Source organism: Roseiarcus fermentans (assembly GCF_003315135.1).
Taxonomy (GTDB): Bacteria; Pseudomonadota; Alphaproteobacteria; order Rhizobiales; family Beijerinckiaceae; genus Roseiarcus; species Roseiarcus fermentans.
Map to the genome: position 1 here is coordinate 221,113 of NZ_QNRK01000002.1, position 16,171 is coordinate 237,283.

At 68.4% G+C, this 16,171-nt stretch carries 21 protein-coding genes; 10 read left to right on the plus strand and 11 right to left on the minus strand.

From position 1 onward, the window contains the following. Positions 1–180: 180 nt before the first annotated feature. From DFR50_RS02760 to DFR50_RS02770, 3 genes are all read right to left on the minus strand, one after another. Positions 181–954, minus strand: coding sequence for a VOC family protein (locus DFR50_RS02760; protein ID WP_113887657.1), 774 nt, complete (start codon positions 952–954; stop codon positions 181–183). Between the two features lie 153 nt (positions 955–1,107). Beyond that, complete coding sequence (locus tag DFR50_RS02765) at positions 1,108–1,350, minus strand: hypothetical protein (RefSeq protein ID WP_113887658.1); 243 nt, start codon at positions 1,348–1,350, stop codon at positions 1,108–1,110. Next, positions 1,347–1,670 (minus strand): heavy metal-binding domain-containing protein, encoded by a 324-nt coding sequence (locus tag DFR50_RS02770; protein WP_113887659.1) that lies wholly within the window; start codon positions 1,668–1,670, stop codon positions 1,347–1,349. Before DFR50_RS02770 ends, DFR50_RS02765 begins: the two co-directional genes overlap by 4 nt. Positions 1,671–1,843: 173 nt before the next feature. On the opposite strand from DFR50_RS02770, the gene DFR50_RS02775 reads away from it, so the two are divergent. Both DFR50_RS02775 and DFR50_RS02780 read left to right on the plus strand, forming a co-directional pair. Beyond that, on the plus strand, positions 1,844–2,086 hold the full coding sequence (locus DFR50_RS02775; RefSeq protein ID WP_113887660.1) for a type II toxin-antitoxin system Phd/YefM family antitoxin: 243 nt from the start codon (positions 1,844–1,846) through the stop codon (positions 2,084–2,086). After that, positions 2,083–2,523 (plus strand): PIN domain-containing protein, encoded by a 441-nt coding sequence (locus tag DFR50_RS02780; RefSeq protein WP_113887661.1) that lies wholly within the window; start codon positions 2,083–2,085, stop codon positions 2,521–2,523. The genes DFR50_RS02775 and DFR50_RS02780 overlap by 4 nt, the downstream gene beginning before the upstream one ends. A gap of 88 nt (positions 2,524–2,611) precedes the next feature. On the opposite strand, the gene DFR50_RS02785 is transcribed toward DFR50_RS02780, so the two are convergent. Further along, entirely contained in the window at positions 2,612–2,965 is a 354-nt protein-coding gene (locus DFR50_RS02785; RefSeq protein ID WP_113887662.1) for a HepT-like ribonuclease domain-containing protein, read from the minus strand. Then, on the minus strand, positions 2,962–3,258 hold the full coding sequence (locus tag DFR50_RS02790) for a nucleotidyltransferase family protein (protein WP_113887663.1): 297 nt from the start codon (positions 3,256–3,258) through the stop codon (positions 2,962–2,964). Before DFR50_RS02790 ends, DFR50_RS02785 begins: the two co-directional genes overlap by 4 nt. A 481-nt stretch (positions 3,259–3,739) precedes the next feature. On the opposite strand from DFR50_RS02790, the gene DFR50_RS31845 reads away from it, so the two are divergent. Further along, on the plus strand, positions 3,740–3,931 hold the full coding sequence (locus tag DFR50_RS31845; protein ID WP_113887664.1) for a hypothetical protein: 192 nt from the start codon (positions 3,740–3,742) through the stop codon (positions 3,929–3,931). A gap of 56 nt (positions 3,932–3,987) precedes the next feature. Here DFR50_RS31845 and DFR50_RS02800 read toward each other — a convergent pair whose 3' ends face one another. Beyond that, on the minus strand, positions 3,988–4,206 hold the full coding sequence (locus DFR50_RS02800) for a hypothetical protein (RefSeq protein WP_113887665.1): 219 nt from the start codon (positions 4,204–4,206) through the stop codon (positions 3,988–3,990). Between the two features lie 71 nt (positions 4,207–4,277). Between DFR50_RS02800 and DFR50_RS02805 the strand changes: the two genes are divergently transcribed. Together DFR50_RS02805 and DFR50_RS02810 are read left to right on the plus strand one after the other, a co-directional pair. After that, positions 4,278–4,553 (plus strand): BrnT family toxin, encoded by a 276-nt coding sequence (locus DFR50_RS02805; RefSeq protein ID WP_113887666.1) that lies wholly within the window; start codon positions 4,278–4,280, stop codon positions 4,551–4,553. Beyond that, positions 4,513–4,803: a helix-turn-helix domain-containing protein gene (locus DFR50_RS02810; protein ID WP_113887667.1), complete on the plus strand. Its 291-nt coding sequence runs from the start codon at positions 4,513–4,515 to the stop codon at positions 4,801–4,803. The genes DFR50_RS02805 and DFR50_RS02810 overlap by 41 nt, the downstream gene beginning before the upstream one ends. A gap of 71 nt (positions 4,804–4,874) precedes the next feature. Here DFR50_RS02810 and uvrA read toward each other — a convergent pair whose 3' ends face one another. Next, positions 4,875–7,826, minus strand: coding sequence for an excinuclease ABC subunit UvrA (uvrA, locus tag DFR50_RS02815; protein WP_113887668.1), 2,952 nt, complete (start codon positions 7,824–7,826; stop codon positions 4,875–4,877). A 367-nt stretch (positions 7,827–8,193) separates the two neighbouring features. On the opposite strand from uvrA, the gene ssb reads away from it, so the two are divergent. Next, on the plus strand, positions 8,194–8,709 hold the full coding sequence (ssb, locus tag DFR50_RS02820) for a single-stranded DNA-binding protein (protein WP_113887669.1): 516 nt from the start codon (positions 8,194–8,196) through the stop codon (positions 8,707–8,709). A gap of 327 nt (positions 8,710–9,036) precedes the next feature. Here ssb and ftrA read toward each other — a convergent pair whose 3' ends face one another. Beyond that, positions 9,037–10,029 (minus strand): transcriptional regulator FtrA, encoded by a 993-nt coding sequence (gene ftrA, locus DFR50_RS02825; protein ID WP_113887670.1) that lies wholly within the window; start codon positions 10,027–10,029, stop codon positions 9,037–9,039. A 104-nt stretch (positions 10,030–10,133) separates the two neighbouring features. On the opposite strand from ftrA, the gene DFR50_RS02830 reads away from it, so the two are divergent. The 3 genes from DFR50_RS02830 to DFR50_RS02840 all read left to right on the plus strand — a co-directional run bounded on the left by DFR50_RS02830 (position 10,134) and on the right by DFR50_RS02840 (position 11,833). Then, on the plus strand, positions 10,134–10,535 hold the full coding sequence (locus DFR50_RS02830) for a rhodanese-like domain-containing protein (protein WP_113887671.1): 402 nt from the start codon (positions 10,134–10,136) through the stop codon (positions 10,533–10,535). Continuing rightward, complete coding sequence (locus DFR50_RS02835) at positions 10,532–11,134, plus strand: GNAT family N-acetyltransferase (RefSeq protein ID WP_113887672.1); 603 nt, start codon at positions 10,532–10,534, stop codon at positions 11,132–11,134. Before DFR50_RS02830 ends, DFR50_RS02835 begins: the two co-directional genes overlap by 4 nt. Positions 11,135–11,353: 219 nt before the next feature. Then, the gene (locus DFR50_RS02840) at positions 11,354–11,833 is read left to right on the plus strand and encodes a glutathione peroxidase (protein ID WP_113887673.1); all 480 of its coding nucleotides are present in this window, start codon (positions 11,354–11,356) and stop codon (positions 11,831–11,833) included. Positions 11,834–11,904: 71 nt separating this feature from the next. Here DFR50_RS02840 and DFR50_RS02845 read toward each other — a convergent pair whose 3' ends face one another. The 3 genes from DFR50_RS02845 to DFR50_RS02855 form a co-directional block, all read right to left on the minus strand. Continuing rightward, positions 11,905–12,987 carry an amino acid ABC transporter permease gene (locus DFR50_RS02845; protein WP_113887674.1) on the minus strand — a complete coding sequence of 361 codons (1,083 nt, stop codon included), beginning with the start codon at positions 12,985–12,987 and terminating at the stop codon, positions 11,905–11,907. Continuing rightward, on the minus strand, positions 12,984–14,171 hold the full coding sequence (locus DFR50_RS02850; RefSeq protein ID WP_245427267.1) for an amino acid ABC transporter permease: 1,188 nt from the start codon (positions 14,169–14,171) through the stop codon (positions 12,984–12,986). The genes DFR50_RS02845 and DFR50_RS02850 overlap by 4 nt, the downstream gene beginning before the upstream one ends. Before the next feature lie 149 nt (positions 14,172–14,320). Next, entirely contained in the window at positions 14,321–15,085 is a 765-nt protein-coding gene (locus DFR50_RS02855; RefSeq protein WP_113887675.1) for a 16S rRNA (uracil(1498)-N(3))-methyltransferase, read from the minus strand. Positions 15,086–15,286: 201 nt separating this feature from the next. Between DFR50_RS02855 and DFR50_RS02860 the strand changes: the two genes are divergently transcribed. Then, on the plus strand, positions 15,287–15,985 hold the full coding sequence (locus tag DFR50_RS02860; protein ID WP_113887676.1) for a DUF1223 domain-containing protein: 699 nt from the start codon (positions 15,287–15,289) through the stop codon (positions 15,983–15,985). Positions 15,986–16,171: the final 186 nt, after the last annotated feature.

The following is a 16,171-nucleotide window of genomic DNA, read 5'->3' on the forward strand; positions in this document are numbered from 1 at the left end:
GTGTCGCCGTCGCTCGGGCCGCCAACCCGAGGCGGCGACCGCCCGTCGGCGCGACAGTCACGCGGGCGTCATCGCGAGGAGCGAAGCGACGTGGCGATCCAGGGGGGCGGACCAATGTTCGCCGTATGCCGGGCAGCCGCCGCGCTGCAACGTCCGCGCAGGCGGCCCCTCGGCGGCGCGCTACCGCTTCGGCGCGACCAGCGCGAACAGCGCGCCCTGCGGGTCGAACGCCTGGACGATCCACTGACCGCCCGGCACCTCCATCGGGCCGTTGGCGATCTGGCCGACCTTGGCCTTGATCCGCTCGACCGCCGGGTCGAGCGCGTCGACGTTGACGTAGTAGAGCCAGAAGGAAGCGGGCGTCTGCGGCATGCGGGTCATGATCCCGCCCGCCTCGCCCGAACCCGTCTTGAACATGCGGTAGACGCCCATCGGCCCCATGTCCATTTCGCCCGTCTTCGTCCAGCCGAAGAAGCCGCAGTAGAAGTCGAACGCCTTGGCGCCGTCGTCGCAGTGCAGCTCATGCCAGCCGATCGTGCCGGGCGCGCCCTGTGCGGGCGGCGGGGGCGGATTGCCGCCGGCGTCGCGGAACAGCATGAAGGTCCCGCCACAGGGGTCGGCGACGACGGCGAAGCGGCCGACGTCGGGAATGTCGGACGGAGCCTTGAACACCTTGCCGCCGGCTTCCATCAGCTTCGGCAGGGCGAGGTCGACGTTCTCGACCCAGATATAGCCGAGCCAGGCGGGCCGCGCGCCCATCGCCCTCGCGTCGGCCGGAATGGTCATCATGCCGCCGACCGGATGGCCGCCGGCCGAGACGATCTGGTAGGGGAAGTCGGACATGCCGCCGTCCTCGGCGGTCCAGCCGACGACATGGGCATAGAAGTCGACCGCCGCCTTCAGGTCGTCGCCCATGTATTCGTACCAGACGAATTTCCCGATCGGACCGCTCATGGTTTCCTCCTGAAGCGTTGGCGCGACGAGGCTACTGCGAGGGTGCGAAAAGATGAAGACGGGCGCGTCGAGTCCTCGCAGCGCAGCCCTCGCGCGCTCGAACGCGCCGGGGGGCGCCGATTCAGAGTGGCGCGCCGGGACAGCGGGGCCAGCTCAGGCGGCCTCGTCCGTCCGCGCGCGAACGTAGGCCCGCTCGCCGGTTCGGGCGCAGAACCAGACCTCGACGCCTTCGCCCGACCCCGGATCGACGAAGCGTTCGCCGGTGAACGTCCAGTCCCGACCCGGCGGCGCATCCAGCGGCCGGCGCTTGTAGCCGCCCGACCGGAACAGGAGCCAGATCAGAAACAGCGCTGCGGGAACGCCGATCCAGACCGCCACGACGACGGCGCCGGTCACGACGCCGGTTCGATCACGGCGGCCGTGCCGTAGGCGACGATTTCGCTCATCGTATTGCCGAGCTCGGCGCTGTCGTAGCGCATCATCAGAACGGCGTTCGCCCCCATGGTCGTGGCGTTCTGCACCAGCCGGTCGAGGGCGTGACGGCGCGCCTCCTCGAGAAGCTGGGTGTATTCGTGGATCTCGCCGCCGACGATCGCGCGCAGTCCTGCGACAAAATTGCCGCCGAGGCCGCGGCTGCGGACGACGACGCCGAAACACTGCCCGAGGGTTTTCACCGTGCGATGGCCGGCGATATTTTCCGTGGTTGCGACGATCATGGACGACCCCTGAGGTTCGCGCGCCCGCCGACGCGGCGCGTTTGCGCGAGCCTATCGCGAATTCAACCGAACATGCCAGAACCGGGAAATCGCGCCGCGCGCCGCGCTCTGAATCCGGACATGCGGCCACAGAGGGCGCTATATGACTACATCAGTCATATGCTGGGGAACCCATGCGCGAAATCCAGCTCAAGGACGCCAAGGCGAACCTGTCCGCGGTGGTCGACGACGCGGTCCGCGGCGAGGAATTCGTCATCACCCGCCACGGCCATAAGGAGGCGGTCGTCGTCTCGTGGGAGACATGGCGGAAACTGTCCAACGTTCCGAGTTTTGGCCGCTTTCTGGCGGCCGCGCCGCTCGACGACGCAGACCTTGCGGAGCGTGACGAGACGCCGCTGCGCGACCCCGGCCTGTGAAGCACCTTGTCGACACGAACGTCATCTCGGCGCTCGCGCCGACCAGGGCCGAGCGGCCGGCGGCGCTGATCGACTGGCTGGATCGCCGCTCGGACGATCTGTTCGTGTCGGTGGTCACGGCCGCGGAAATCCGCGCCGGCGTCGCCAAGTCGGCGCGCGAAGGCGCGAAGCGCAAAGCGGAGGCGCTCGCCTCCTGGTGGGACGCCGTCGAGCACCTTTACGGCGACCGCATTTTGCCGCTCGATCTCAGGGCCGCGACCATCGCGGGCGCGTTGTCGGACCGGGCGGCGGCGAAAGGACACGCGCCCGGCTTCGCCGACATCGCGATCGCGCCCATCGCCGAGGCGAACGCGCTCGTGCTGCTGACCAGGAACATGCGCGGCTTCGAAGGGGTCTGCGACCGGGTGGTCGATCCGTTCGAGGCGACGCCGAGGTGAAGAGGCGGCAGGCGTATGCCGTTTTCACAGGCGGCAGGGCTGATTCGACCGCTGCCGAAAGGGGGACGTTGGCGCGAGTTCGTCGCTTTCAGGGATATTCTTCCAACTGCGCCTCGATCGCCAACACTGCGGCCTTCAGCGGCGGCAAGTGATCTTGCACGACATTCCAGATCAGAGAATCCGAAACTCTATGGTACTCGTGTCGAAGGATGTTGCCGATCCCCGTGATTTGCGCCCAAGGAATGTCCGGCTGACTCGACTGGAGCTCCGGCGGAATGCGCCTCGCAGCCTCGGACACAATTTCGACGCCGCGCTGGACGCCATGACGCAGGAGCCAATCCGCGCGAAATTCATCGAGCGTCTTTCCCCGCGTCGCGGTCTCGATGCCGTCGATCGCTTCGAGAATCGCGCGAAGGGCTGGACGAACAAGCCGCTCCGTCAAAAGACGCGCTCGGCGGAGGCCTCGATCCGCGCCCGAAGCAGCGGGTCGAGACTGTCTCGCGTCGTCAGGTCGACCGGAACGCCCAGCCGGCGCTCGAGCAACTGCTTGATCCCGACGAGATCGACAAGCGAGAAGCGGCTCAACTCATCGTAGTCAATGAAGAGATCGATGTCGCTTTCGTCGGCCGCCTCGTCGCGAGCGGTCGACCCGAACAGATAGAGAGCCTTGGCCCCGAGCGCCTTCGCGGCTTCGGCCTCGCTGCGGATTGCGGTGATCGCGTCTTCTCTGTTCACGTTCCGACTCTACACCGGGCCTTTGTCGTCCGCCATCGCCCGCAGGCGCTGGTTGGCCGCCAAGGTGGGTGACGAGCGGCGGCGCCACCGCAGGACCCTCATGCCTCAAGTCTGTCGAAGGATGCTCCAGCGGGAGGGACCGTCCCTGCGCCCTGGAGAGTCCCTCGACAGGCTCGAGGTGCGAGGTCGAGGGCTTGGCGGTCACGGGCGGTCCGCGTCAACAGTCGGTGGCGCATCGTGTTCCGCCTCGACGACGGCGACGCCTTCGAGGTCGAGATCGTCGCCTCGGTCGGTCGATTTCGACGCCGACGAGGATGCGGCCCTTTCGCACAAGGCACGCCGTCTCGCTCGCATTCGGCGCCCATGTCCACTACCCGTCGCCCGATCAGCGTGTCACAATGAAGCCTAGTCTCGCCGCCTCGCGCCGATCGGTGGACGCCGTGTCGGGCCCGTGCGCCGAGCAAGAGCGGTTGGCGAGGGCATGTCGGGATCGGGCGAATTCACGACTTGGGTCGTCTTGGCATTCGCCGCGATCGTGGCGGGACTATGCTGGATCGTCTCGTCCTCGCCTTTGGTCCTGATCCCGGCGGCGATCGCGGGCGGCTATCTCGGCTATCGGGCCGAACGCGCCGGCCGGCGCTATCTCGCCCGCCGATTGGCGGGACGACCCTGACCTTTTCTACTCCGCCGCGTTTCTGCTCGCCTTCCCCTTCCGCGCCAGCACCGGCTTCAGATACGCCCCGATGTAGCTGCGCGGATTGCGCGCGATCTGCTCGGCGTGCCCGCCGCCACCACCTCGCCGCCGCCGTCGCCCCCTTCCGGCCCCATGTCGATGATCCAGTCGGCCGTCTTCACCACTTCCAGATTGTGCTCGATCACGATCATCGCGGCGCCCTGGTCGACCTGCCCGGTCCGCGCCGCGGGCTGGCCGGACGGGCGTGCCTTCATGCGCCCCGAATTGCTGGACAGGACCGCAAGTCACGCTGGCCTGCTATACGGCATTGCCGTATACTCCATTCATGCAGGTGGAGTTCGACGCCGACAAGGATGCGGCCAATCTCACAAAGCACGGCGTCTCGCTCGCATACGGCGCCCATGTCCTCGCCGACGCCCATCGGCTCGACCTCCTCGACGTTCGGTTTGATTACGGCGAGGAACGCTTCATTTGCTACGGTTCTGTCGAAGGCCGAATTTGGGTTTGCGTGTTCACCATGCGCGGTGAGATGCGCCGTCTCATCAGCGTGAGGAAAGCCAATGACCGAGAAACGCGACGATATCACGAAACCCCGAGGTGAAGCGGACGCCGACGCGCCGTTGACCGACGATGAATTCGACCGGGGATACGGGGCCACTCTGGCGCGCCGGGCGCGCGCGGCCACCGGCCTGTCGCAGGTCGCCTTCGCCGCGCGCTACGGCATTCCGGCCGCGTCGTTGCGCGAGTGGGAACAGGGCCGTCGGGCGCCGGACGCCGCGACGCAGAGCTATCTGCGGGTCATCGCCCGCATGCCGGAAGCCGTCGCCAAGGCGCTGCACGACGCGGCCTGAGTCCTGCATGGCCGCGCCGCCGCCCTCATCCAGCGCTTCGCGCCGCCTTCTCCGGCGAGCGGGCGAAGGGCTCACTCCGCCGCGTTTCTGCTCGCCTTCCCCTTCCGCGCCAGCACCGGCTTCAGGTACGCCCCGGTATAGCTGCGCGCGTTCCGCGCGATCTGCTCCGGCGTGCCCGCCGCCACCACCTCGCCGCCGCCGTCGCCGCCTTCCGGCCCCATGTCGATGATCCAGTCCGCCGTCTTCACCACTTCCAGATTGTGCTCGATCACGATCATCGTGTTGCCCTGGTCGACCAGTTCGTGCAGCACGTCGAGCAGTTGCGCGACGTCGTGGAAGTGCAGCCCGGTCGTCGGCTCGTCGAGAATGTAGAGCGTCTTGCCGGTCGAGCGGCGCGCCAGCTCCTTGGCGAGTTTGACCCGTTGCGCTTCGCCCCCGGACAGGGTCGTCGCCTGCTGCCCGACCTTGACGTAGCCGAGGCCGACGCGCTTGAGCGTCTCCATCTTGTCGCGGATCGGCGGCACCGCCTTGAACAGGTCCGCCGCCTCCTCGACCGTCATGTCGAGCACGTCGGCGATCGACCTGTCGCGGTAGCGCACTTCCAAGGTTTCGCGGTCGTAGCGCTTGCCCTTGCACACGTCGCAGGTGACGTAGACGTCGGGCAAAAAGTGCATCTCGATCTTGATCACGCCGTCGCCCTGGCAGGCCTCGCAGCGCCCGCCCTTGACGTTGAACGAGAACCGTCCCGGCAGGTAGCCGCGCGCCTTGGCCTCCGGGAGACCTGCGAACCAGTCGCGGATGGGGGTGAAGGCGCCGGTGTAAGTGGCGGGGTTCGAGCGCGGCGTGCGCCCGATCGGCGACTGGTCGATGTCGATCACCTTGTCGATCGCGTCCAGCCCCTCGATGGCCTCGTGCGGCGCCGGCGGATCGCTCGCGCCGTTGAGGTGGCGCGCCGCGGCCTTGAACAGCGTGTCGATCACCAGCGTCGATTTTCCCCCGCCCGACACGCCGGTGACGCAGGTGAACAGGCCGAGCGGCGCCTCGACCGTGACGGTCTTCAGGTTGTTGCCGCGCGCGCCGACGATCTTCAGCGCCTGCCCCGGGGTCTGCGCCCGCCGCCGGGCGGGAATCGCCACCGTGCGTTCGCCGGACAGATAGTGCCCGGTCAGCGAATTGGGGTTGTCGGCGATCTCCTGCGGCGTCCCCCTGGCGACGATCTCGCCGCCGTGGACGCCGGCGCCCGGCCCGACGTCGACCACGTAGTCGGCCGCCCAGATCGCGTCCTCGTCGTGCTCGACCACGATCACCGTGTTGTCGAGGTCGCGCAGGCGCCGGAGCGTGTCGAGCAGGCGGGCGTTGTCGCGCTGGTGCAGGCCGATCGACGGCTCGTCGAGCACGTAGAGCACGCCGGTCAGGCCCGAGCCGATCTGGGAGGCGAGGCGAATGCGCTGGCTCTCGCCGCCCGACAGCGTTCCGGAAGCCCGCGCCAGCGTCAGATAATCGAGCCCGACGTCGCGCAGGAAGACCAGCCGGTCGCCGATCTCCTTGAGAATCCGGTGGGCGATCTCGTTGCGCTTGGCGTCGAGTTTTTGCGGCAGCCCCTCGGCCCAGTCGATCGCCGCCTTGACCGACAGAAGACTGACCTCGCCGATGTGCTTTCCGTCGATTTTTACCGCGAGCGCTTCCGGCTTGAGCCGGAACCCATGGCAGGCGTCGCAGGGCGTCGCGCTCATGTAGCGCTGAATCTCCTCGCGCGACCACTCGCTTTCGGTCTCCTTGTAGCGGCGTTCGAGATTGGTGACGACGCCCTCGAACGGCTTTCGCACCTCGTAGGCGCGCAGGCCGTCGTCATAGGCGAAGCGAATCTCTTCCGCGCCCGAGCCGAACAGGATGGCGTTGCGTCCCGCCTCGGGAAGTTCGCTCCACGGTCGGTCGAGCCGGAACTTGTAGTGCTTGCCGAGCGCGTCGAGGGTCTGGAGGTAATAGGGCGAGCTCGACTTCGCCCACGGCGCGACCGCGCCGCGCTTGAGCGTCAGCTTCGGGTCGGGGACGACCAGCGACGGATCGACGCGCAATTCCGAGCCGAGGCCCCCGCACACCGGGCAGGCGCCGTGCGGGTTGTTGAACGAGAACAGCCTCGGCTCGATCTCGGCGATGGTGAAACCGGAGACGGGACAGGCGAATTTGGAGGAGAACAGGATTCTTTGCGGCTCGCTCTCGCCTTCCCCCTTCTCGGCGAACTCGACCACCGCCAGCCCGTCGGCGAGCTCCAGCGCCGTCTCGAAGCTCTCCGCCAGCCGCGCGGCCATGTCGGGGCGCACGACGATGCGGTCGACCACCACCTCGATGTCGTGCTTGAGCTTCTTGTCGAGCGCCGGCGCGTCGGCGATCTCGGTGAACTGGCCGTCGATCTTCAGCCGCTGGAAGCCGCGCTTCATCCAGTCGGCGATTTCCTTGCGGTATTCCCCTTTTCGCCCGCGCACGACGGGGGCGAGCAGATAGAGCCGGGTGCGCTCGGGCAGCGCCAGCACCCGGTCGACCATCTGGCTCGGCGTCTGGCTCTCGATCGGCAGGCCGGTCGCGGGCGAATAGGGAATCCCGACCCGCGCCCACAGGAGGCGCATGTAGTCGTGGATTTCGGTCACCGTGCCGACGGTCGAACGCGGGTTCTTCGAGGTCGTCTTCTGTTCGATGGCGATGGCGGGAGACAGGCCGTCGATCTGGTCGACGTCCGGCTTCTGCATCATCTCCAGGAACTGGCGGGCGTAGGCCGAGAGCGACTCGACATAGCGTCGCTGCCCCTCGGCGTAGATGGTGTCGAAGGCCAGCGATGATTTTCCCGAGCCCGAGAGGCCGGTGAAGACGACGAGCTTGTCGCGCGGGATGGCGAGGTCGACGTTCTTCAGATTGTGCTCGCGCGCGCCGCGCACGACGATCGCCCGGCCGCCGAACAGCGCCTCGACCGAGGCGCCGTCGCGGACGGGGTCTTTGCGGGAATTGCGCTTGTCGTTGCCGCCGGCCATGGGTCCTCGACCGAAACGCTCGAGCCTCGAGCGGGAATCGCGCTTGCGCGCGTCTGTCGCCGATGCTAGAACAAAAGTAGAACAAGGGGAAGGCGATCCGCCCCGGCTCACGCTTAAATAGGCGCGGCGGCGCGCTTTCCCAAGCGGCAGCCGCCCGCGTTTGTGGACAAGTGGCGTTCGAGCGCGTTTCCAACGCGTCGCTCCCGGCGCCTATGCGCTATGGAAGGCCGAGCGCGCGGCGCGCGAACCGCGCCGCCTCCGGCCGCGCCCAGAGGCGGCGGCGGCGACCCCGCCCTGCAAGGCGATGTTTTGACTGCGCTCGGAGCGCGGCGGGCGCGGGCGACCGCGCCATTTCGAGGAGGTCCCCATGGCGGGCAGCGTCAACAAGGTCATTCTGGTCGGAAATCTGGGCAAGGACCCCGAGGTGCGCCGGCTCAATTCCGGCGATCCGGTGGTGAGCTTTTCGCTGGCGACGTCGGAGAGCTGGCGGGACAAGACCAGCGGCGAGCGCAAGGAGCGCACCGAGTGGCACAACATCGTGATCTTCAACGAGAATCTCGGCAAGATCGCAGAGCAGTACTGCAAGAAGGGCGCCAAGGTCTATATCGAGGGGCAGCTCCAGACGCGCAAGTGGCAGGACCAGAACGGCGCCGATCGCTACACCACCGAGATCGTGCTGACGAAGTTCCGCGGCGAACTGACGCTGCTCGACTCGCGCAGCGGCGGCGGCGAGCGCGACAGCTTCCCGGAGGAAGGCGGCGGCGCGCGGCCGAGCTTCAACCGCGCCTCGTCCGGCGGCGATCGCCGGCCGGCCCTGTCGTCCGGCGGCGGCGGGGGCGGCGGGACGAGTTCGGGACCGATCGACGACGAGATCCCGTTCTAGTCAACACACTTTCTTTCTGTAACGAGAAATTCCACAAGGGCCGCAGACATGCGGCCCCTTTCGCATGACGTTCGCGTCGGCGCGGGCCTGTGGCGCAACCCGGACGATTTCCCAGCCGAGCGCCGCCACTCGTGACGCAGGCCGCAATCGCCGCGCCAATATCCGCATCCCCCACACGGGCCGGATCGATGGCGAGGCCTGCCGGCCGATCGCGCATCCTGCCGGCTTCAAGATGACGCAACTGACCTTGACGGAGAAAACGCGCAATACCACCCTCGGCCCAAAGTCAGGTCGAGACCGTCATCGCCCTGCAATTTTCGACCGAGGTCAAAGACATATTCTCGGAGAATTCTCTTCTCCTTCGGCAAGGAATCGCGCGCGATACTCGGTTGGACTGATCCCGATCCTCTTTCGAAAGTGGTGGCGGAGCGCATGAGGATTGCGGAAGCCCGATGCTTGCGCGATATCTTCCATGCTGGCGCGCTCCAAACGAAGCAGCCGTTGGGCGGCGTCGACGCGTTCGCTGACCAGCCAGTCGCCGGGCGTCTGGCCGGTGGCTTCCTCGAAGCGTCTGATAAACGTGCGTAAACTCATCCGGCAGGTTACGGCCATGCTTTGTACGCTCCAGTCGGCGGCCAGATCGCTGCGAATGGCGTCAAGGAGCGGCGCGATCGCACTGGCCTGGCGTTGCGCGACGGGCCGCACCAGGAACTGCGCCTGCCCGCCATTGCGGTGCGCCGGCATGACGAGACGCCGCGCCACGGAATTCGCCGCCGCCGGGCCGAAATCCCGCCGCACCATTTCGATCATGAGGTCGATGCCGGCGGCGCTGCCCGCGGACGTGAAAATGCCGTTGTGCTCGCGGTAGAGCGAGGCGTCGTCGACCTGCAGATCAGGGTGACGCGCCCGCAATTTGTCGGCGTAGCGCCAGTGGGTGGTGATCGTCCCGCCGGACAACAGGCCCGTTGACGCCAGAACAAAGGCGCCCGAGCAGATCGAGGCCAGCCGGGCGCCGCGCTCGTGCGCCTGTCGCAATCGGGCGATCAGCCCATCAGCGACGGCAATGTCCGCGCCCTTCCAGCCGGGAATGACGACGATATTCGCCTGATCGATCAGATCGGGACCGCCATCGGCCACGAAAACGAGCCCGCCGTGCGCCCGCATCGGGCCATTGTCCACGGCGCAACTGGCGAACCTATACCAGTGCGGTCCCATCTCCGGACGGGACAGTCCGAAGATTTCGGCGACGATACCGAATTCGAAGGTGCAAAGCCCATCATAGACCAGGGCGACAACGAGCGGGCCTGAAAGGTCTGGCATCAAGAGGCCTTGAGAGGGTTGGCATGATATCAACGGATACTGTCATTCACGCCAATTGAACAGACCTTCCGGACCGGCCATGTTGAGCGCGAAAGGAGATCAACATGGCCACATCGGTTACAGCCATCGCGCCAGCGCCCGGCGACCTCGCCCGCGAGCACTTTGCCAGCGCGTTCACCTTCGAGACCGACTGCTGGGACGTTCATGACGCACTTGAAAAGGAAGCTGATTTCGTCTTGCTCGATGTCCGTGGCCCGAGCCTTTTTGCGGCGGGGCATATTCCCGGCGCCATCAACCTGCCGCACGGCAAGATCACGCGCTCGAAGATGGCGGCCTGGCCGGAGGAAACCATCTTCGTGACCTATTGCGCCGGGCCGCACTGCAACGGCGCCGCGCGCGGGGCGCTGCGATTGGCCGAACTTGGACGCCCGGTCAAGATCATGGCGGGCGGCGTCGCCGGCTGGCTCGACGAGGGATTCACGCTGGCGACGACGGCGACCGGATGACGGCGCGGATTGGATCGGCGCTGCCATCTGACGCCGATGGACGGCTTGACCTGATCCTGCAGCACGCGGCCTACGAACGTATCTCCCGAGCCGGCAGCGAACAGCGCCGTCATCGCGAGCGACCCCCGGGTCGAAGAGCCCGGGGGGAAGCGATCCAGGGCCGCTGGGCCGCTGTTGCGCCCTCTGATCGTCCCGCCGCCCTTCGTTGCGAGCAGAAGACGGAGCGATTGCTTCCGCAGGAGGCAAGCGGCGGCATGGGTTGCTTCGTCGCTTCGCTCCTCGCAATGACGGGGTTGGGAGTAACCTACGAACAGGCGGAGGCGAGCATCACGCTGGAGACGCTCGCCAATATCCTCGTGGCCGAATCCCCGCCCACGCGGATAGTCGTCGCCGAATCTCGCGGGGTGCTGGTCGGCTATGCGGCGCTGACATTCGACTACTCCTTGTGGAGCGGCGAGTGCTACGCCCATCTCGACGGACTGTTCGTCCTTGAGACCTCGCGCCGCCAGGCCATTGGAAAACGGCTCTTTCATGAGATGCGCCGGACCGCTCGGGACGCCGGCGCATCGCCTCGAATGGCAGACGCCGGCCTGGAATGAGGACGCGATCCGCTTCGGGCGAGCGAAGGCCATGATCGGCTGCGCCCAGCGGGCGAGGTCTCGGATTGCGACGAACCGCTGATTGTTTGGGCGCCGCTCGGGCCGATGTTCGGATAAGTTGACGGGCCGCCCCGCGCGGCCGGATCAACGCCGGGTTACGGTCCAACCGGGCGTCTCTTCCGTATCAACCGGCGTCCCGCGCGCTTTTTCGGAGCCTCCATGCCCATTCCGTCCGACATCCCCCTGAAGACCATCGACGGCAAAGCCGAGACGCTCGGCGATTTCGACGGCAAGGCGCTGCTGGTCGTCAATGTCGCCAGCAAGTGCGGCTTCACCCCGCAGTACGAGGGGCTCGAGGCGCTGCACAAGCGCTTCCACGACCGCGGTTTCGCCGTCCTCGGTTTCCCCTGCGACCAGTTCGGCCATCAGGAGCCGGGCGACGAGGCCGAGATCGCCAATTTCTGCAAGCTCTCCTACGACGTCAGCTTCCCGATGTTCGCCAAGACCGACGTCAACGGCGCCAACGCACATCCGCTCTACAAGGCGCTGAAGAAGGCCGCGCCGGGGCTCCTCGGCACCGAGGCGATCAAGTGGAATTTCACCAAGTTCCTGCTCGACAAGAACCATGACGTGGTCCGCCGCTACGCTCCGACCGACAAGCCGGAAAGCATGGGCCTCGACATCGAGGCGGTGCTGTAGCGGCGGGCGCAGGGCGGCCCGCGGTCGGGACGGTCCACGGACGGGCGGCGCAGCGCCGCCCCGCGCCGCCGTCAGCCGCGCCCGGCGGCGCGCAGGCGGCGCTCGAGCCAGCGGCTGTAGCGCGACGCGACGAAGCAGATCGAGAAGAAGACCAGCCCGGCGACGAAATAGGCGGTGGTGAAGCACCCGGGCCAGTCCTGCTCGTGGCTCGCCGCCTCGCGCACCGCGCTCAGGAAATCGGTCATGCCGATCACCGCCACCAACGGCGTCGACAGGAGGACGCCGATGCCGAGATTGACCAGCGCCGGGATCACCGCCCTCAGCGCCTGCGGCATGAGGACGAGTTGCACCGTGCGCCAGTAGCTCAAGCCCAGGGCGGCCGCCGCCTCGGTCTGCCCGCGCGGCAGCGCCTGCAGCCCGGCGCGGACGATCTCCGCGAGATAGGAAGCGACGAACAGGATCAGCGCCGTCTCGACGCTGACGAACAGGTTGATCTCGAGGCCCGGCGCCGTCATCGGCACGATGAAGCGGCTGACGTAAAGCGCCACCAGCATCGGCACGCCGCGCACGAGCTCGATCACGACGATCGCCGCGGTCCTGAGGCCGCCCATGTTCGAACGGCGCGCCAGCGCGAGCGGAATGGCGATGACGAACGCGCCGGCGTAGGCGATCATCCAGACGAGCAGCGTCAGCGGCAGCCCGCCCCATTCGTTGGTCGAGACCGGCCGGCCGCCGAAAGCGCCGGACAGGAGGACGCAGACGAGCGCCGGCACGGCGCCCCAGGCGAGCGCGAGCCCGAGGCTCCAGAGGCGGGGGATCATGCTGGCCGCGATCAGCGCGGCCATCAGCGCGAGGCTCGCGGCCGGCCGCCACAGCAAGTCCTGCGGATAGACGCCGAACGTCATCAATTGCGCGTTCGCCCGCACGAACGGCCAGCAGGCGCCGGCGTGGACGCGGCAGGCCTCCGCCCCACCCAACCAGGCGGCGTCGAGAACCGCCCAGCGGAAGAAGACCCAGAAGGCGGCCGCGATCAGGCAGGCGACGACCACGGTTACGGCGGCGTTGACCGGCGACGAGACGAGCCCGGCCGCGGTCCTCCGCCACCCCTCGGCTTTCGGCGGCGCGGTCGGCGCGCCTTCGAGCAGGATCGTCATGACGCGACCGCCCCGCGGCGCGCCAGCACGCGGTTGTAGGCGTTGATCGCCGCCGACACCGGCAGGCTGATCGCGAGAAACACGACCACCAGCACGAGAATCGTCTCGACCGCGTTGCCGGTGTTGTTGGCGCTGGTCTTGATGACGGCGGTGACCTCGGTGAAGCCGATCAGCACGCCGAGCGTCGTGTCCTTGGTGAGGTCGAGCCAGCTCGATGTCATCAGCGGCGTGATCACCCGCATCGCCTGCGGCAGCACGACCAGCTGCAGAATGCGCGCGCGATGCAGTCCGAGCGCCCGCCCCGCCTCCCACTGCCCGTGCGTGACCGACTGCAGCCCGCTGCGCACGATCTCGGCGATGTTGGCGGCGTAGTAGACCGAAAGGCCGGTGAGCATCGCGGCGAATTCCGGCGTGAGACTGATCCCGCCGACGATGTTGAAGCCCCGGAGCGCCGGCAGGTCGGCGGACAGGCGCACGCCGTCCGCCCAGACCCAGAAGGCCGGGACGAGGAGCGCCGCCGCCGCGGCGAACCCCCATTCCGTCGCCGACAACGGCCGCCCGAGTCGCTTGTGGATCTCGTGGACGACGAGCGCGACGAGCAGCAGGAAGGCGGCGATCGGCCACACCGCCCCGCTCTCGACCGTCAGCCCCGGCAGGTAGACGCCGCGCACCGACAGATAGGCGTGCGGCAGCGGCTGAAGCGCCTGCCTGACCGGCGGCAGCGCGCGGGTCAGCGCGATCCAGAAGAACAGCTGCAACACCAGCGGCGTGTTGCGCGCGAGTTCGACGTAAGCCGCGACGAGCCGGGCGAGCAACGGATTGCCGGCGGCGCGCAGGAGGCCGAGCGCGACCCCGAGGACGGTGGCGAGCGCGCAGCCGGCGACGGCGAGCTTCAGGGTGTTGAGCAGACCGACGAGAATCGCGCGGGCGTAGGGGTCGCCGGCGCGGTAGACGATCAGCGATTCCGAGATGTCGAAGTTCGCCGGCTCGGTCAGATAGGTCAGGCTCGGCGCCATGCCGAACCGATGCATGCTGGCGAGCACGTTCGCCGCGAGAACCGCCAGCACGAGGGCGGCCGCGCCGAGGCCGACGCCTTGCGCGAGCCCGTGCGGGCCCCACCAGCGCCGGAGCGCGGCGAGCCGCGTGTCGTCCGCCGGAGGCGGCAGCGCGGATGAGTCCGTCATCGAAGTCGAGTTCGCCTCGTCATGTCGCGATCCATTACCCCTGCCGGCGCGCTCGTCGCCACGCCTTACGCGACGATCTTGATCCGGTGAAGAAGCGCGCGCCGGGGATCCAGCCGTCGCAATCGGCGCCGGCTCCGAAAACCGGGTCCTCACGCGGCGCCGGCGACGCGCGCGGGCGACCAGTCGCCGAGCGTCGCCTGGACGAGCGCCAGCGCCGCCACCGCCGCCGTGTCCGCCCGCAGCACGCGCGGGCCGAGGCTCACGCGCAGGACCTGCGGCAGTCGCAGGATCGCTCCCCGCTCGGCCTCGTCGAAGCCGCCTTCCGGGCCGATCAGGACGGCGACGCCACCGTTCCTGCGCGCGCGGCCGAGCGATTCCAGCGGCGAGGCCGCCGGCGCCGCTTCGTCGCAGAAGACGAGCCATCGCTCGGCCGGCCACGCGCCGAGCGCCTTGTCGAGCGATTCCAGCGGTGACACCGCAGGCGTCCACACGGCGCCGCACTGTTCTGCGGCCTCGATCGCGTTGGCCTCGAGCCGCTCCAGATTGAGCCGCGCGACCTGCGTCCGCCGCGTCGTCACCGGCCGCAGCCGTCCGGCCCCCATCTCGACCGCCTTTTGCGCGAGATAGTCGAGCCGCGCGTGCTTCAGGGGCGCGAACAGCAGGTCGACGTCGGGGGCGGGCTCCGGCGCCCGGGTGCGGCGGGTCGGGGCGAGCGTCAGACCCTTCCTGCCGACGGCGACGATTTCGGCGAGATACTCGCCGTCGCGGCCGTTGAACGCCAGCACCCGCGCGCCCGCGCCGAGGCGCAGCACGTTGGCCAGATAATTGACCTGTTCCGACGACAGCGCCGCCGTGGCCCCGACCGCGAGCGAGGTTCCGACATGCAATCGTGGGGCGCGGAGGTCGTCGGCCATGCGGGCGCTCGCAGATCCAGGCGAGCGGAACTCCAGCGGCCGCATCGCCTGCGGGAGGCGAGCGGCGCCGGACTTCCCCCGCCTTCAGGGAATCGCCGGCGGCGCCACGCCGCCAGCGTCGAGCGACCCGTAACAAGCTTCGGCGTCGCAGCGAAACAGGAAAAACGGCGCCTCCCGGCGCCGCTCGCGGAGACGATCCCGATGAGTCGAACATTCCCGTTTCTCGCTGCGCTTCTGCTCGCGCAGTCCGCCACCGTCGCCGCGGCGCTCGCCGCCGACGCCGCGCGCCCGACCGTGGTGGAGCTGTTCCAGAGCCAGGGCTGCTCCTCCTGCCCGCCCGCGGCGGCCAACGTGCGCGCGGTCAGCGACCGTTCCGACGTGCTCGCCCTCTCGTTCGAGGTCGACTATTGGGATCGCCTCGGCTGGAAGGACACCTTTTCCAAGCCGGAATGGACGGCGCGTCAATACGCCTACGCGCGCGCCATGGCGCGAGACGGCGTCTATACGCCGCAGGTGGTGGTGAACGGCCGCGCCGAGGGCGACGGCATCGAGGCCAGCGGTCTCGCCGACCTGATGCGCCGCGGCGAGCGGGCGGGCGGACCCGAGGTCGCTTTCGCCGGCGGCGCGGTGACGGTCGGGGCGGGACCTGCGCCGGCCGGCGGCGCCGACGTCTGGATCGTCCGCTACGATCCGCGTGTCGTCGAGGTCGCGGTGAGGCGCGGCGAGAACGCCGGCCGCACCCTGCCGCACAAGGACGTGGTGCGCGAGATGGCGTTGCTCGGTCGCTGGGACGGGCGGGCCGCGTCGTTTCCGGCGCCCGCGGCCCCGTCCGGCCTCGCCGAGGCGGTCCTCGTCCAGGCGGCCGGGACCGGCCCGATCCTGGCGGCGGCGAGGAAGTAGCCGGCGCAACGCCTGCTTGCCCTGGACCCGATCGCGGGCATAGACTTGTCGCGGCGGGGTCCAGTCGCAGTGTATCGGCGCGCGTTCAAGCAAGATCCCGCGCGAAGGCGCCCCAGCAAAGGCCGATCGAGGACTCGATAACGCTGATAACCCGCCCGTCTCCAAGGACGACGGGAAAGTGAACGC

Excerpts from the sequence above, each read along its gene's own strand:
- DFR50_RS02775 (WP_113887660.1), top strand. The coding sequence starts at position 1,844 with ATGCGCGAAATCCAGCTCAAGGACGCCAAGGCGAACCTGTCCGCGGTG.
- DFR50_RS02855 (WP_113887675.1), bottom strand. The coding sequence starts at position 15,085 with ATGGCCGACGACCTCCGCGCCCCACGATTGCATGTCGGAACCTCGCTC.
- DFR50_RS02800 (WP_113887665.1), bottom strand. The coding sequence starts at position 4,206 with ATGAAGGCACGCCCGTCCGGCCAGCCCGCGGCGCGGACCGGGCAGGTC.
- DFR50_RS31845 (WP_113887664.1), top strand. The coding sequence starts at position 3,740 with ATGTCGGGATCGGGCGAATTCACGACTTGGGTCGTCTTGGCATTCGCC.
- DFR50_RS02810 (WP_113887667.1), top strand. The coding sequence starts at position 4,513 with ATGACCGAGAAACGCGACGATATCACGAAACCCCGAGGTGAAGCGGAC.
- DFR50_RS02850 (WP_245427267.1), bottom strand. The coding sequence starts at position 14,171 with ATGACGGACTCATCCGCGCTGCCGCCTCCGGCGGACGACACGCGGCTC.
- DFR50_RS02830 (WP_113887671.1), top strand. The coding sequence starts at position 10,134 with ATGGCCACATCGGTTACAGCCATCGCGCCAGCGCCCGGCGACCTCGCC.
- ssb (WP_113887669.1), top strand. The coding sequence starts at position 8,194 with ATGGCGGGCAGCGTCAACAAGGTCATTCTGGTCGGAAATCTGGGCAAG.
- DFR50_RS02860 (WP_113887676.1), top strand. The coding sequence starts at position 15,287 with ATGAGTCGAACATTCCCGTTTCTCGCTGCGCTTCTGCTCGCGCAGTCC.
- ftrA (WP_113887670.1), bottom strand. The coding sequence starts at position 10,029 with ATGCCAGACCTTTCAGGCCCGCTCGTTGTCGCCCTGGTCTATGATGGG.
- uvrA (WP_113887668.1), bottom strand. The coding sequence starts at position 7,826 with ATGGCCGGCGGCAACGACAAGCGCAATTCCCGCAAAGACCCCGTCCGC.
- DFR50_RS02845 (WP_113887674.1), bottom strand. The coding sequence starts at position 12,987 with ATGACGATCCTGCTCGAAGGCGCGCCGACCGCGCCGCCGAAAGCCGAG.
- DFR50_RS02770 (WP_113887659.1), bottom strand. The coding sequence starts at position 1,670 with ATGATCGTCGCAACCACGGAAAATATCGCCGGCCATCGCACGGTGAAA.
- DFR50_RS02835 (WP_113887672.1), top strand. The coding sequence starts at position 10,532 with ATGACGGCGCGGATTGGATCGGCGCTGCCATCTGACGCCGATGGACGG.
- DFR50_RS02840 (WP_113887673.1), top strand. The coding sequence starts at position 11,354 with ATGCCCATTCCGTCCGACATCCCCCTGAAGACCATCGACGGCAAAGCC.
- DFR50_RS02805 (WP_113887666.1), top strand. The coding sequence starts at position 4,278 with ATGCAGGTGGAGTTCGACGCCGACAAGGATGCGGCCAATCTCACAAAG.
- DFR50_RS02760 (WP_113887657.1), bottom strand. The coding sequence starts at position 954 with ATGAGCGGTCCGATCGGGAAATTCGTCTGGTACGAATACATGGGCGAC.